Here is a 14,495-nt window from a genome sequence, read left to right on the forward strand (position 1 = left end):
GTCGGGGTCGCTTTCGCGAACCCGACCTACGAATGCGGGATCCCATGACCGGCTCCCGTAGGTCGGGTTGCGCGAAGCGCACCCCGACATGTCACCGCTTCTCCTCCCGCACCCCGACATGTCACCGCTTCTCCTCCCGCACCCCGACATGTCACCGCTTCCCCTCCCGCAAACTCGCATCGATCAACGCATCCACCATCCACATCACCGTCTTCTCCAGCTCGCGGTCGCCCAGGTTCCACATGTCGCGCAGGATGGCGTACGACTCGATGCCATATAGCACCGACAAGCCGCGATGCAGCCTCTCGCGCACGGCAGGTGACAGCTGCTTCTTCATCGGCTCGAGCGCATGCGCCAGGATGTTCACGCGGTGGCCGCGCCGGTAAGGCTCCTCCTCCAGCAAGCCCGCGCGCTGCAGTGCCCACTGTTCCAGCGCCAGCTGCACCGCGGCGCGCAGCTGCGGCTCGAACTTGCGAAAGCGCGGAAATGTTTTCTTGAAGACACCGTGCACGCGCTCGCGTCCGCCCAGATCGTCATCGGAAACCTGTCGTACCGGCCCCAGCGACGCGTCCACCACGCTGGTGACCAGTGCACTGCGGCTGGGGAAATAGCGGTACGCGGTCGCGCGCGACACCTTCGAGCGCACCGCCACCTCCGCGATCGAGGGCACGTGGCCGTCCTGCTGGATCATGTCCATCGCCGTGTCGAGCAGCAGCTTGAAGGTGGACGCACGCACGCCGCTGGTGGGTGGCGGTGGCGCTTCGGTAGGCTTCAGTTTCGGCCGGGACAAGGGTAACTCCGTAGATCGAGCCAGCACTTTAGCGGTTGCCGACGCACCGTTCTTGTGCCTAAGATGCGCCGGCGCGTTTGAGACAGGTGTCTCAATATCGGCATGGTGTCTCACCAGCGCCCGCCGCGCAAGGCCCGAAGTTCAGAGGCATCGAGGAGACCGGATGTCCATCCATGTGATCGACAGGTGCGTCGTCGAAGACGAAGGTGAAGGCGACACCGTCGTCTGCCTGCACGGGCTGGGTGGAACCTCGAACACCTGGTCGCCGCTGATGCCGGCGCTGGCCGGCCACCGCGTGATCCGGCCGGACCTGCCAGGCAGCGGCCGCTCCGGCGCAGCCGGCGGCGCCCTCACCATCGAGAAGATGGTGGAAGCCGTTGTCGCGATCTGCGCCCGCCTGAATGTGAGCCGCGCCCACATCCTCGGCCACTCCATGGGCACGATCGTCGCGCAGCACCTCGCCGTCGCCCAGCCGCGCCTGGTGCGCAGCCTGGCGGTGTTCGGCCCGCTGATGGCGCCGCCCGAGACGGCCCGCGCCAACATTCGCGCGCGCGGCGAAAAGGCGCGCAGCGAAGGCGCCCGCGGCATGCACGACATCGCCCTGGCGCTGGTGAACGCCGCCGTCTCCGCCGACACGCGCCAGCGCCTGCCGGTCGCCGCCGCCTTCGTGCGCGAAAGCCTGATGCGGCAGGACCCCGATGGCTATGCGCGCAGCTGCGACGCGCTGGCCGCCTGCACCGCTGCCGCAGTGGAGCGCATCGAGGCGCCGGTGCTGCTGGTGACCGGCGACGAGGACGTGGTGGCGCCGCCGCAAGCCGTGCGCAACATGGCCGAGCGCCTGTCCGGCACCAAGGGCGTGCGCACCGTCATCCTGAACCGCTGCGGACACTGGACGCCGATCGAGCGCCCCGAGGAATGCGTGCGCGAACTGCGCCATTTCCTGCCCGCCCAGCGCTGAACCCGAGGAAACATCGACATGGCCGACGTGCTGTTCACCAACGCGCGCATCTTCGACGGCTCCGGCGACACGCCCTTCCGCGGCGAGGTGCTGGTGCAGGGCAAGCGCATCACCCGCGTCACCAGGTCCGGCATGGGTGGGCGCGCTCCCGCCATCGGCGGCGTGACCATGGTCGATGCGGCCGGCGCCTTCCTGATGCCGGGCATGGTGGAGGCGCACACGCACTTCGCCTGGAACAACCAGCCCACCCTGGACTCGATCCAGCGCATGCCGCCGGAGGAGCACATCCTCTGGTGCGCCGAAGTCGCCAAGGTCTATCTCGACATGGGCTGGACGTCGTGCGTCGGCGCCGCCACCGCCAAGCCGCGCCTGGACGTCGTGATCCGCAACGCCATCAACGAAGGCAGCATCGTCGGCCCGCGCTACCTGGCGGCCAGCCAGGAGATCACGGTGCCCGGCGGACTGGGCGATACCACGCAGCCGCACCTGCCGCAGCAGGAGTTTGCCTTCGGCGCCATCGTCAGCGGCGCCGAGGAGATGCGGCGCTGCGTGCGCATGTTCGCCAAGTACGGCGTCGACTCGGTGAAGATCAACCTCTCCGGCGAATCGATCACCGGTTTCCCCAGCGAAGGCTCGCAGTTCACCGAGGAAGAGATCGCCACCTGCGTTGACGAAGCCAAGAACTGGGGCAAGCGCGTCGCCGCGCACGCGCGCTCCACCAAGTCGATCAAGCGCTGCGTGCGGCACGGCATCGAGGTGATCTACCACGCCAGCTTCGCCGACGAGGAAGCGCTGGACCTGCTGGAGGAGCACAAGAAGGAGCACTTCATCGCTCCGGGCCTGGCCTGGCTGATCAACACCTGCCACCACGCCAGCGACTACGGCATCACACCGGCCGTCGCGCGCGGCATGGGCTACTTCCGCGAGCTCGAAGCCGCCATCGAATCGATGAAGGCGCTGCGGCGGCGCGACGTGCGCATCCTGCCCGGCGGCGACTACGGCTTCGCGTGGACCCCGCACGGCACCAATGCCAAGGACCTGGAGAACTTCGTCGAGGTGGTCGGCATGTCGAACCTGGAGGCGCTGCTGTCGGCGACCTTGTGGGGCGCGCCGATCATGAAGATGAAGGGCCAGATCGGCGAGATCCGTGAAGGGTATCTCGCCGACATCCTGCTGGTGGACGGCGACCCGCTGGAGGACATCGCCGTGTTGCAGGACAAGCGCCGCATCCTGGCGGTGATGAAGGACGGCGAGTTCCATCGCGCGCCGCCGCTGCGCCGCGATGCGCGCACCGAAATGACCCGCTGGGCCGCCTGAGGAGACGACGATGGAAAGCACGCTGTTCACCAACGTCCGCATCCTCGAGGGCAACACCAACGCCTCGCCCTTCCTCGGCACCGTGCTGGTGGAGGGCAACCGCATCAAGCGCGTCAGCCGCTCGGGCGGCTCTGCCAGCGGCGGCGCGGCGACCGTGATCGACGCCGGCGGCGCGACGCTGATGCCCGGCATGTGCGAGGCCCACACCCATTTCTCCTGGAACGATGCCGCCACGCTGTCCGCCATCCAGACCATGCCGCTGGAAGAGCACGTACTGTGGTGCGCCAAGGTGGCCAAGCGCTACCTGGAGGCAGGCTTCACCTCCTGCGTCGGCGCGGCCTGCGCCAAGCCGCGTCTCGACGTGGTGATCCGCAACGCCATCAACAGCGGCCAGATCCCAGGCCCGCGGTACCTGGCCGCCAGCCAGGAGATCACCGTGCCGGGCGGCCTGGGCGACGAGACGCTGCCGCACCTGCCCTTCCCCGAGTTCAGCTTCGGCGTCAACGTCAACAGCGCCGACGAGATGCGCAAGGCCGTGCGCATGTTCCTGAAGTACGGTGTGGATTCCATCAAGCTGAACCTGTCAGGCGACAACTTCACGCCCGACTCGCCCGCTGAAACCACCTGGATGAGCGACGCCGAAGTGGCGGCGGCGATGGACGAAGTGCGGGTGCGCGGCAAGCGCGGCACCGCGCACGCGCGCTCGGCCGCCTCGGTCAAGCAGGCGCTGCGCCATGGCATCGACGTGATCTATCACGCCAGCTACACCGACGAGGAAACGCTGGACATGCTGGAGGCGGCCAGGAGCCGCGTCTTCGTCGCGCCCGGCATCGCCATCCTCTACGCGATGCTGCACGAGGCCGAGGCGTACGGCATCACCAACGCGAAGGCGGTGGAGATGGGCTACCAGCGCGAGTGGGACGCCGCCATCGCGTCGCTGCGCGCCATGCACAAGCGCGGCGTGCGCATCCTGTTCGGCGGCGACTACGGCTTCGCCTTCACGCCGCACACGCAGAACGCGCGCGACCTGGAGTTCTTCGTCAAGTACCTGGGCTTCACGCCGGCGGAGGCGATCCGTTGCGCCACCGTGTACGGCGGCGAGATCATGATGCGCGGCCACGAGCTCGGCCAGGTCAAGGAAGGTTACCTGGCCGACCTGCTGCTGGTGGACGGCGACCCGCTGTCCAACATCGCCATCCTGCGCGACCCCAAGCGGATCCTGGCGGTGATGAAGGACGGCGTGTTCGCCAAGTCGCCGGACATGGAAGCGGAGCGGGAGATGAGGTGGGCGGCATGAACCAGGCGGTCGTCACCCCCGCGCAGGCGGGGGCCCAGGGCTCCCGAATCCGGGGTCCGGGAGCCCTGGGTTCCCGCCTCCGCGGGAATGACGGCCTTTGGCGTCGGCTCGTGCCCTGGCTCCTCATCGCCGGCCCCATCCTCGTCTTCTCCATCTGGGCGCTGTTCGACAACCCGCGCCTGTTCCTCGTCACGATGCTCAACGGCCTGACGCTGGCATCGCTCTACTTCATCGTCGCCAGCGGCTTCACGCTGGTGTTCGGCCTGATGCGCAACGTGAACCTGGCGCACGGCTCGCTGTACCTGCTGGGCGGCTACATCGGCTTCATCGTGGCGGAGAAGACCGGCTGGTGGATCCTCGGCATCGCCGCCGGTTTCGCGGCGGCCGCACTGGCCGGCTTGCTGCTGCAGGTGCTGGTGCTGCGGCACATGCAGAACCAGGACCTGCGCCAGACCATGGTGACCATCGGCCTGTCGGTGGTGGTGGCGGACCTGTTGATGTGGATCTTCACCGCCCAGGTGCACCAGATGGAAGCCCCGGCCTGGCTGCAGGGGCCGATCCGCGGCATCCCCATCATCAACGCCTATTCCGCCTATCGCCTCAGCCTGCTCGGCATGGGCATCGCCATCGGCGTGGGGCTGTGGCTGCTGCTCAATCGCACCCGCGTTGGCATGATGATCCGCGCCGGCGTCGACGACCGCGGCATGCTGGCCGCGGCCGGCGTCAACGTCAACCTGGTGTTCGCCGTCACCTTCGCGCTGGGCGCGGGCCTGGCGGGCCTGGGCGGCGTCATCGGCGCGGTGGAACTGTCGATGGTGCCGGGCGAGGACACGCGGCTGCTGCTGGCCTCCTTGATCGTCGTGATCGTCGGCGGCATGGGCAGCGTGGTCGGTGCGGCGCTCGGTGCGGTGGTGCTGGGGCTGGCGGAGACGTACGGGCTGGCCTACGCGCCGACCTACAGCGTGGTGTTCACCTTCGTGATCCTGGTGCTCGTGCTGGCCTTCCGGCCGCGCGGGTTGATGGGGAGGGCGGCATGAGCGCGGCGCGGTGGCGGAAAGCCATGAACAGCGGCGCGGGCGCCGCCGGGTTCGACTCGCATTCCAATGCCGTAGGTCGGGTTGCGCCCGCAGGCGCACCCCGACAAACCGACCCGGGCCAAACCCGCCCCACGTGGATGCGCATCCGCGATGCCATCGCTCCCCACCACATCGTCGTCCTCATCGGCCTGCTGGTCTTCCCCTTCGTCGCCTCGCCCTTCCTCACCTTCCAGGTCGGCGCGCAAAGCCTTGCGCTGGGGCTGGTGGCGCTGTCGCTGATGTTCCTCTCCGGCTACGGCGGCATGGTGTCGCTGGCGCAGATGACGGTGGCCGGCGTGTCCGGCTACACGCTCGCGATCCTCGGCACCAGCAGCACCGCCATCAGCCTGGGCTGGCCCTGGCCGGTGGCGATCGTCGCGGCGCTGGCCATGGGAACCCTGGTCTCGGTGCTGATCGGCTGGCTGTCGGTGCGCACCGAAGGCATCTACACCATCATGATCACGCTGGCCATGGGCGTGGCCTTCTATTACCTGTGCCTGCAGAACTACACGGTGTTCAACGGCTTCCAGGGGTTCCAGAAAGTGCATCCGCCGATGGTGCTGGAGATCGACTGGCGCTCGCCGGTGCCGTTCTACTTCCTCGTGCTGGCGTTCGCGTTCATGGGCTACTTCGCGGTGAAGTACATCGCCCGCGCACCCTTCGGCGTGGCGCTGCAGGGCATCCGCGACAACGCGCGCCGCATGAATGCGCTCGGCTTCAACGTCACGGCGCATCGCGTCGCCGCCTACGCCGTAGCGGGCCTCATCGCCTCGGTCGGCGGCATCCTGCTGGTTTGGTACAACGGCCTCATCACGCCCGGCTCCGTCGGCACCTCCTGGCTGATCAACGTGCTGGTGATCGCGGTGCTCGGCGGATTGCGCCATCCCATCGGCCCCTTCCTCGGCGCGATCGTGTTCGTGCTGCTCCAGACCTTCGCCGTCGACGTGATCGACCGCGAGCGCTTCAACCTCGTGATCGGCGTGGCCTTCCTCGCCATCGTGCTGTTTTCCCCCGACGGCTTGCTCGGCCTGTGGGCGCACCTCAAGGCGCGCCTGCAGGGTGGTCGGTCCGTCTCAACCTCGTTGCGCTGAGCGCACATTTCCCAAGGAGACAAGCGTGCATCAAAGATTCCTGCTGAGCGGCCTGGCGGCGGCCGCATTCGCCGCGACCTTCACGGGTGGCGCCTGGGCGCAGGGCGCCCCCCTCAAGCTCGGCGTGCTCGCCACGCTGGAAGGCCCGTTCGCGGCCGGCGGCGCGGACGGCATGCGCGGCGCGGAGCTGGCCATCAAGGAGCGCGGCGGCGTGGTGGCCGGGCGCAAGATCGAGATGATCAAGGCGTCCTCCGACGCCAAGCCCGATGTCGCGGTGAACTCCGCGCGCAAGCTGGTGGAGCAGGACAAGGTGGACATCCTGGTCGGCCCGCTGTCCGGCGGCGAAGGCATTGCCGTCAAGGACTACTCCAAGACGCAGCCGCAGGTGACTTTCATCAACGGCGGCTCGGGCGCGCAGGCGACCACGCTGGAGAACCCCAGCGCCAACTTCTTCCGCTTCAACACCGAGGGCGGACAGTGGATGGTGGGCCTGGGCAAGGCGGCCATGGCCAAGGGCTACAAGCGCGTGATGGTCATCGCCGAGGACTATTCCTTCCCGTACTCGCAGGTGCAGGGCTTCATGACGGAGTATTGCGGCGCGGGCGGCAAGGTGCCGGTCAAGGCCTGGGTGCCGCTGGGCGGCAAGGACTACTCGTCGGTCATCGCGCGCATCCCCAAGGATGTGGACGCGCTGCTGCTGGTGCTGGGCGGCGCCGACGCGGTGAACTTCCTGAACCAGTACGAAGCGGCCGGCGGCGACAAGCCGCTGCTGGGCGGCTCCATCACCGTGTCGCAGGACGTGCTGAACTACCGCGGCAAGAAGCGTGACTCGCTGGTGGGCACGTTGTCCGCCGGCCCGCTGGCCGATGCCTACGACGGCGCCGAATGGAAGAAGTTCGTGGCGGCCTACAACCAGAACTTCCCGGTCTCGGCCGGCGGCTATCCCAGCCCGTCCCTGTTCGCGTACGTCTACTACGTGAACACCAAGGCAGCGCTGGACGGCCTGGCTGCGGTCAACGGCGACCTCGGCGGCAACCATGCCAAGTACCGCGACGCGCTGCAGAAGATGGTGTTGAAGACGCCCACCGGCGACGTGCGGCTGGACTCCAACCGGCAGGCGATCGGCACCACCTTCGTGACCGAAGTGGTGAAGGACGCGCAGGGCAACCTGTTCAACAAGGTGCACAGCAAGGTGGACAACGTCACCCAGACGCTGGGCGTGCCGCAGGCGCAGTTCAAGATCGGCTCGCGCGACGTGCCGGCCTGCCCCTAAGCACAAGGGCGCCCGTGGCCTCCATCACCACACTTCGTCCGGCCGCCGGGCGTGCGCAACCCGCGCGCGCATTGGCGCCGCTCGCCCTCGCGTCCAACGACGCGCTGGTGCTGCAGGGCGTGACGCGCAGCTTCGGCGCGCTGCGCGCCGTGGACGACGTGTCGCTGGTGGTGGCCGCGGGCGAAAAGCGCGCGATCCTGGGTGCCAACGGCGCCGGCAAGACGACGCTGTTCAACGCGATCACGGGGGACTTCCCGCCCACGGCGGGAAGCATCCGGTTCTTCGGCGAGGACATCACGGCGCTGCCGCCGTACGAGCGCATCCGCAAGGGATTGCGCCGCACCTACCAGTCCTCCCTGCTGTTCCGCGAACTGACGGTGCGGGACAACCTTTTTCTCGCGGTGCGCGGCATGGGCCGCGGCCGCTTCTCCTTCGTGCGGGCCGGCTGGGGCGAAGCCTCGCGCGCCGCCACGGAGGAATTGCTCGAGCGCGCGCGGCTGTCGCACATCGCCGGCGAGCCGGTGGCCAACCTGGCGCACGGCCAGCAGCGCCAGCTGGAGATCGGCATGGCGCTGGCCGGTGCGCCGCGGCTGATCCTGTTCGACGAGCCCGCCGCGGGCCTGTCGCCCGCCGAGCGCCGCGAACTGGTGGCGCTGCTCACCTCGCTGCCCTCGCACATGAGCTACGTTCTGATCGAGCACGACCTGGACATCGCGCTGAAGGTGGTCGAGCGCGTGACGGTGATGCACAACGGCCGCGTGCTGCGGGAAGGCACGCCGCACGAGATCGAGAACGACGCGCAGGTGCAGGCGATCTACATGGGGGGCAAGCACTGATGGCGCTGTTTTCTCGCAAGGACACCAAGGCCGGCGGCCCTTTGCTGGAAGTGCGCGACCTGGACGTGTACTACGGCCGCGCGCATGCGCTGCAGGGCGTGAGCTTCACGCTGGCCGAGGGCGTGTTCGGCCTGGTCGGCCGCAACGGCATGGGCAAGACCACGCTGTGCAACGCCATCACCGGGCTGGTGGCGGCCACGGGCAGCGTCAAGCTGGCCGGCGAGGAGATCCTGGGCCGCACCCCGAACGAGATCACCAGGCGCGGCATCGCGTATGTACCGCAAGGCCGCCGCGTGTGGGCCTCGCTGACCGTGGACGAGACGTTGCGGCTGGTGGCGACGCACAAGCGCGAGGTGGAGCGCGTCTACACGATGTTCCCGCGGCTGGCCGAGCGCAAGGGCAACGGCGGCGCGCAGCTGTCGGGCGGCGAGCAGCAGATGCTGGCGATCGGCCGGGCGCTGCTGCTGGAACCCAAGGTGCTGGTGATGGACGAGCCCACCGAGGGCCTGGCGCCGGTGATCGTCGAGCAGGTGGCGCAGGCGCTGCGCGACCTGGCGGCGGAGACGCATATCGGCATCCTGCTGATCGAGCAGAACCTGGGCGTGGCGATGGAAGTCGCCGATCGCGTGGGCGTGATGGTCAATGGCCGCATCGCGCACGAGATGGCCGGGCACGAGCTGGCGGCGGACAAGGGGCTGCAGGAGCGGTTGCTGGGGGTGCGGTCGAGCGACGAAGAGGAAGAGGCGCCCGCCGACGTGCCGGCTCCCGATGCGGGGGTGACGCGGGTGTTCACGGTGCGCAGGGCGCACGCGGGCAGCGATGCGACGCCGTTGCCGAAGGCGCAGAGGTCCGTGGCCGGGGTGAATCAATGGTCCGCGTCGGCAGTGCCGCGCTTGCCCCTCGCCCCAGCGCCCCTAACCCCAGCCCTCTCCCCGGAGGGGAGAGGGAGCAAGACGGAGAACTCCCTCTCCCGCTCGCGGGAGAGGGCCGGGGTGAGGGCGGCGGAGGATGACAACAAGGTCCTCATCCTTCCCGTCGCCGCCAGCGCCCACCGCGCCGCCTACGTCGCCGGCACCTTCGACACCAAGGGCCGCGAACTGAATTACGTCAAGCAGTGCCTGGAAAAGCGTGGCATGCGGGTGGTGACAGTCGATCTCGCCACTTCCGGCAAACCCTCGTCGGCCAACGTGCACCCGCGCGAAGTGGCGCGCTCCCACCCGCAAGGCGAGACCGCGGTGTTCACCAACGACCGCGGCAGCGCGGTCACCGCGATGGCGCTGGCCTTCGAGCGCTTCCTGCTGTCGCGGCGCGACCTCGGCGGCGTGCTCGGCGCAGGCGGCTCGGGCGGCACCACGCTCGCTACGCAGGCCATGCGCGCGCTGCCGATCGGCCTGCCAAAGGTGATGGTCTCCACCATGGCCTCCGGCGACACGCGCGCCTACGTCGGCCCGAGCGACATCTGCATGATGTACTCGGTGACCGACGTGTCCGGCATCAACCGCATCAGCGAGCGGGTGCTGGCCAATGCAGCCAACGCGCTGGCCGGCATGATGGCGCACGGCGCCGCCGTCACCGAATCGACCACCAAGCCTGCGCTCGGCCTGACGATGTTCGGCGTCACCACGACGTGCGTGCAGTCCGTGACCCGCCTGCTGGCCGACGACTACGACTGCCTGGTTTTCCACGCCACCGGCGTGGGCGGCCAGTCGATGGAGAAGCTGGCCGACTCGAACCTGCTGGCCGGCGTGATCGACGTCTCCACCACCGAGGTGGCCGACGAAATCGTCGGCGGCGTGTTGTCGGCCGGGCCGTTGCGCATGGACGTTTTCGCCCGCCATGACCTGCCTTACGTGGGTTCCTGCGGCGCGCTGGACATGGCGAACTTCGGCGCCTGGGACACGGTGCCGGAGCGCTTCAAGGGCCGCACCCTGTATCGCCACAACGCCAGCGTGACGCTGATGCGGACGACCGTGCAGGAGTGCACCGCCATCGGCGAATTCATCGCGAAGAAGCTCAATGCGATGCAGGGGCCGGTGCGCTTCCTCATTCCGGAGGGCGGCGTGTCGGCGATCGACAAGCCGGGCCAGCCTTTCCACGACCCTGCCGCCGACCGCGCGCTGTTCACGGCCATCGAGTCCGGCTTCCGCCCGGGGCCGGACCGCAAGCTGCTGCGCCTGCCGCACCACATCAACGACGACGCGTTCGCGCAGGCGCTGGTGGCCGCGTGGCGCGACGTCGCTGCGCCGCGCCAGCGCGCCCGCAGCGCAACCGCCTAAGGACCCGCATGGCACGCATCGCACGCGAAGAAATCCTCGACAACCTGCGCACCAAGGTGGCGGCGGGACGGCCCATCGTCGGCGGCGGCGCCGGCACCGGCCTGTCCGCCAAGTGCGAGGAAGCCGGCGGCGTCGACCTGATCGTCATCTACAACTCGGGCCGCTACCGCATGGCGGGCCGCGGCTCGCTGGCCGGCTTGCTGGCCTACGGCAACGCCAACGAGATCGTCTGCGAGATGGCCCACGAAGTGCTGCCCGTCGTCAAGCGCACGCCGGTGCTCGCGGGCGTGAACGGCACCGACCCGTTCATGATCACCGACGATTTCCTGCAGCGGCTGATCGCGCTGGGTTTTTCCGGCGTGCAGAACTTCCCCACCGTGGGCCTGATTGATGGCACCTTCCGCGCCAACCTGGAAGAGACCGGGATGGGCTATGGGCTGGAGGTGGAGATGATCGCGCGGGCCCATGCGCTGGGACTGCTGACCACGCCCTACGTCTTCAACGAGCAGGAAGCGCGCGACATGGCGCGCGCAGGCGCGGACATCATCGTCTGCCACCTCGGCCTGACCACCGGCGGCGCGATCGGCGCCGGCACGGCGCTCACGCTGAAGGATTGCGTGGCGCCGATCAACGCCTGGGCGGCCGCCGCCAGGTCGGTGCGGCCCGACATCCTGGTGCTGTGCCATGGCGGTCCCATCGCCGAGCCGCAGGACGCGCAATGGATCCTGTCGCAGTGTCCGGACTGCCATGGTTTCTACGGCGCCAGCTCGATGGAGCGGCTGCCCGCCGAAAAGGCGCTGACGGAGACGGCGCGCCGCTTCGTCCAGATCACTCGCTAGCAATACCTAAAGGAGACGCAACATGACCGGAGCCCAATTCGGCACCTTCATCCTGGGCCTCATCGTGGCCGGGATCGTCGTGGCCATCGGTGTCTGGCTCTTGCACTGGCTGTACCTGCGCAGCAGCAAGGAGCGCGCGTTCGTGCGCACCGGCCTCGGCGGCCAACGGGTCGTGCTGGACGGCGGCGCCTTCGTGCTGCCGATCGTGCACGAGGTGATCCCCGTCAACATGAACACCTTGCGGCTGGAGGTGGCGCGCGGCCGCGACAAGGCGCTCATCACCAAGGACCGCATGCGGGTCGACGTGGTCGCCGAGTTCTACGTGCGCGTCGCCGCGGAGCCGAGCGCCGTGGCCGCCGCGGCCCAGACGCTGGGCCTGCGGACGCTGGAGCCGCAGCAGCTGAAGGAACTGGTGGAAGGCAAGTTCGTCGACGCGCTTCGCACGGCAGCGGCGGAGATGACCATGGAGGAGCTGCACGAGAAGCGCGGCACCTACGTGCGGCGCGTGCGCGAGACGGTGGCCGAGGACCTGACCAAAAACGGGCTGGAGCTGGAGGCGGCTTCGCTCACCCAGCTGGACCAGACCGGCATGGAGTTCTTCAACCCGAGCAACGCTTTCGACGCCGAGGGCTTGACCCGCCTGACCGAGCAGATCGAGCATCGCAAGAAGCAGCGCAACGACGTCGAGCAGGACACGCTGGTGGCCATCCGCAACAAGAACCTGGAAGCCGAGAAGCTGTCGCTGGAGATCGACCGCGAGAGCGAATATGCGCGCCTGACGCAACAGCGCGAAGTCGAAGTGGCGCGGGCCCGGCAACGCGCCGAACTCGCCACCGAGCGCGCCGAGCGCGAGCAGGATGCCGAGACGGTGCAGATCTCGGCCCGGCAGGCGATCGAGGCAGCGCGGATCCGCAGCGAGCAGTCGCTGGAGGAAGAGCGCATCGGCAAGGAAAGGGCCCTGCAGGCCGCCGAGATCATGCGGCGCCAGGCGATGGACCTGGCGGAGCAGCAGCGCGCCATCGCGGTGGCCCGGGAGAGCAAGCACCAGAGCGAGGCCCAGGCAGCGGCCGACGTGGCCCGCGCCATCGCCGTCTCGGCGGAAGAAAAAGTCTTCACCACGCGCGAAGTGGAAGTGGCCGAGCGGCGCAAGGCCATCGAGCTGATCACCGCGGCGCAGGCGGCGGAGCGCGATGCGCTGCGCATCACCAGCGCGGCCGACGCCGAGAAGCGCGCCAGCGCGGACCGCGGCGAGGCCACGCGCATCCAGGCGGAGGCGGAAGCCGGCGCCGACAAGATCCGCTCGATGGCGATCCGCGTGCGTTCCGAGGTGGAGGCCGACGGCCTGCGCATGATGAACGAGGCGCACAACATCCTGTCGCCGGAAGCGCGCGCTTCGGCCCTGCGGATGCGCGTGGTGGACAAGGCCGAAGGCATCATCCGCGAGTCCGTCAAGCCGATGGAGCGCATCGAGGGCATCAAGATCCTGCAGGTCGACGGGCTCATGGGCGGCGGCGGCGGCAACGGCGGCCATGGCATCGGGCAGATGGGCGCCCAGGGCAGCAACTTCTCCGATGGCCTGGTGAACTCCGCGCTGCGCTTCCGGGCGCAGGCGCCGATGGTGGACCAGTTGCTGCGCGAGATCGGCATCGAAGGCGGCGGCATCAACCAGCTGGTCAACGGCGTGACGGGCACGACCGGCATTCCGAACGGCGCCGCGCTCGTGCCGCCGATCGCGTCCATCCCGGCGGCCGACCCGCCGACGAAGAAGGCCTGACGTGGTCCGCGTTTACGTCTCCACCGTGCTCGATGCGGGCGCGGATGCGGTATGGCAGCGCATCCGCGACTTCAACGGCCTGCCCCAGTGGCATCCGGGCATCGCCGACAGCCGCATCGAGAACGGCGACGCGCCCGACAAGGTGGGGTGCGTGCGCAACTTCCACACGCGCGACGGCGGCCGCATCCGCGAGAAGCTGCTGGCGCTGTCCGACTTCGAGTACAGCTGCACCTATTCGATCCTGGAAAGCCCGATGGGCGTGGACAACTACACGGCCACGCTCAAGCTCACGCCGGTCACCGACGGCGGCCGCACTTTTGCCGAGTGGAGCGCCGAGTTCGACTGCGACGAGAAGCGCGAGCGCGAGCTGTCCGAGCTGATCGGCGGGCAGGTGTTCCAGGGCGGCTTCGACGCGCTGAAGAAGCACTTCCGCGCTTCCCGCTAGCGCGATGCTGCAGAAGGTCGTCCGCTCCACGGTCATCGACGCGCCGATCGAGCGCGTGTGGGCGGTGCTGCGCGACTTCAACAGCCACGACCAGTGGCATGACGTGGTGGCGGCCAGCCGCATCGAGAACGGCGAGGCGCCGTCGCAGGTGGGCTGCGTGCGCAGCTTCTCGTTGAAGGACGGCAACCGCATCCGGGAACAATTGCTGGCGCTCTCGGACACCGACTACAAGTCCACGTATTGCATCCTCGATGCGACCGTGCCGCTGCGGCGGTATGTGGCGACGGTGACGTTGAAGCCCGTCACGGATGGCGACCGCACCTTCTGGCATTGGGAGTCGAGCTTCGATTCGCCGCCGGGGATGGAGCGGGAGATGCGGGACATGGTGGCGCACGGGGTGTATGAGGCGGGGTTTGCGAATTTGCGCAAGTATTTGGGGGCGGGTGGAGGTGGGGGTGGAGGTGGAGGTGGTGGTGGTGGTGGTGGGGGTGGTGGTGGATTGGATGTCGGGGTGGGGGGGGGG

Annotated in this window: 13 protein-coding genes and 1 pseudogene; 13 read left to right on the plus strand and 1 reads right to left on the minus strand. The window is 68.7% G+C overall.

What is annotated here, in order from left to right; genetic code table 11:
* Window positions 1-151 precede the first annotated feature (151 nt).
* The gene (locus tag WG902_RS19785) at window positions 152-790 is read right to left on the minus strand and encodes a TetR/AcrR family transcriptional regulator (protein WP_340061921.1); all 639 of its coding nucleotides are present in this window, start codon (window positions 788-790) and stop codon (window positions 152-154) included.
* Window positions 791-953: 163 nt separating this feature from the next.
* Here WG902_RS19785 and WG902_RS19790 point away from each other — a divergent pair, with 163 nt between their 5' ends.
* The 13 genes and pseudogenes from WG902_RS19790 to WG902_RS19850 form a co-directional block, all read left to right on the plus strand.
* Window positions 954-1,748, plus strand: a complete 795-nt coding sequence (locus WG902_RS19790) for an alpha/beta fold hydrolase (RefSeq protein WP_340061922.1) — start codon at window positions 954-956, stop codon at window positions 1,746-1,748.
* Window positions 1,749-1,766: 18 nt separating this feature from the next.
* The gene (locus tag WG902_RS19795) at window positions 1,767-3,065 is read left to right on the plus strand and encodes a metal-dependent hydrolase family protein (RefSeq protein ID WP_340061923.1); all 1,299 of its coding nucleotides are present in this window, start codon (window positions 1,767-1,769) and stop codon (window positions 3,063-3,065) included.
* Window positions 3,066-3,075: 10 nt separating this feature from the next.
* Window positions 3,076-4,362: a metal-dependent hydrolase family protein gene (locus tag WG902_RS19800; RefSeq protein ID WP_340061924.1), complete on the plus strand. Its 1,287-nt coding sequence runs from the start codon at window positions 3,076-3,078 to the stop codon at window positions 4,360-4,362.
* Window positions 4,363-4,472: 110 nt separating this feature from the next.
* The gene (locus WG902_RS19805) at window positions 4,473-5,399 is read left to right on the plus strand and encodes a branched-chain amino acid ABC transporter permease (RefSeq protein WP_340061925.1); all 927 of its coding nucleotides are present in this window, start codon (window positions 4,473-4,475) and stop codon (window positions 5,397-5,399) included.
* 137 nt (window positions 5,400-5,536) lie between these two features.
* Window positions 5,537-6,529 (plus strand): branched-chain amino acid ABC transporter permease, encoded by a 993-nt coding sequence (locus tag WG902_RS19810; protein ID WP_340061926.1) that lies wholly within the window; start codon window positions 5,537-5,539, stop codon window positions 6,527-6,529.
* A gap of 25 nt (window positions 6,530-6,554) precedes the next feature.
* Window positions 6,555-7,802 carry an ABC transporter substrate-binding protein gene (locus WG902_RS19815; protein ID WP_340061927.1) on the plus strand — a complete coding sequence of 416 codons (1,248 nt, stop codon included), beginning with the start codon at window positions 6,555-6,557 and terminating at the stop codon, window positions 7,800-7,802.
* Between the two features lie 14 nt (window positions 7,803-7,816).
* Window positions 7,817-8,638, plus strand: a complete 822-nt coding sequence (locus WG902_RS19820; protein WP_340061928.1) for an ABC transporter ATP-binding protein — start codon at window positions 7,817-7,819, stop codon at window positions 8,636-8,638.
* A pseudogene (locus tag WG902_RS19825) lies at window positions 8,638-9,126 on the plus strand (ABC transporter ATP-binding protein); the annotation flags it as partial. The gene WG902_RS19820 and the pseudogene WG902_RS19825, both read left to right, overlap by 1 nt.
* Before the next feature lie 537 nt (window positions 9,127-9,663).
* Window positions 9,664-10,914: a Tm-1-like ATP-binding domain-containing protein gene (locus WG902_RS19830; protein ID WP_340061938.1), complete on the plus strand. Its 1,251-nt coding sequence runs from the start codon at window positions 9,664-9,666 to the stop codon at window positions 10,912-10,914.
* Window positions 10,915-10,922: 8 nt separating this feature from the next.
* The gene (locus tag WG902_RS19835) at window positions 10,923-11,753 is read left to right on the plus strand and encodes a phosphoenolpyruvate hydrolase family protein (protein ID WP_340061929.1); all 831 of its coding nucleotides are present in this window, start codon (window positions 10,923-10,925) and stop codon (window positions 11,751-11,753) included.
* 22 nt (window positions 11,754-11,775) lie between these two features.
* Complete coding sequence (locus WG902_RS19840) at window positions 11,776-13,527, plus strand: flotillin family protein (protein ID WP_340061930.1); 1,752 nt, start codon at window positions 11,776-11,778, stop codon at window positions 13,525-13,527.
* A 1-nt stretch (window position 13,528) separates the two neighbouring features.
* A complete protein-coding gene (locus WG902_RS19845; RefSeq protein WP_340061931.1) occupies window positions 13,529-13,972 on the plus strand; it encodes an SRPBCC family protein in 444 nt (147 codons plus the stop codon).
* Window positions 13,973-13,976: 4 nt separating this feature from the next.
* Window positions 13,977-14,495: SRPBCC family protein (locus WG902_RS19850; RefSeq protein WP_340061932.1), on the plus strand; the 519-nt coding region annotated here is incomplete at its 3' end.

The organism is Ramlibacter sp. PS3R-8, from assembly GCF_037572435.1.
In the GTDB taxonomy this organism is placed as follows: Bacteria; Pseudomonadota; Gammaproteobacteria; order Burkholderiales; family Burkholderiaceae_C; genus Ramlibacter.

What these genes read in the sequence shown, in the direction of transcription:
- WG902_RS19810 (WP_340061926.1), top strand. Translation starts at nt 5,537, where the DNA reads ATGCGCATCCGCGATGCCATCGCTCCCCACCACATCGTCGTCCTCATC.
- WG902_RS19840 (WP_340061930.1), top strand. Translation starts at nt 11,776, where the DNA reads ATGACCGGAGCCCAATTCGGCACCTTCATCCTGGGCCTCATCGTGGCC.
- WG902_RS19835 (WP_340061929.1), top strand. Translation starts at nt 10,923, where the DNA reads ATGGCACGCATCGCACGCGAAGAAATCCTCGACAACCTGCGCACCAAG.
- WG902_RS19800 (WP_340061924.1), top strand. Translation starts at nt 3,076, where the DNA reads ATGGAAAGCACGCTGTTCACCAACGTCCGCATCCTCGAGGGCAACACC.
- WG902_RS19790 (WP_340061922.1), top strand. Translation starts at nt 954, where the DNA reads ATGTCCATCCATGTGATCGACAGGTGCGTCGTCGAAGACGAAGGTGAA.
- WG902_RS19795 (WP_340061923.1), top strand. Translation starts at nt 1,767, where the DNA reads ATGGCCGACGTGCTGTTCACCAACGCGCGCATCTTCGACGGCTCCGGC.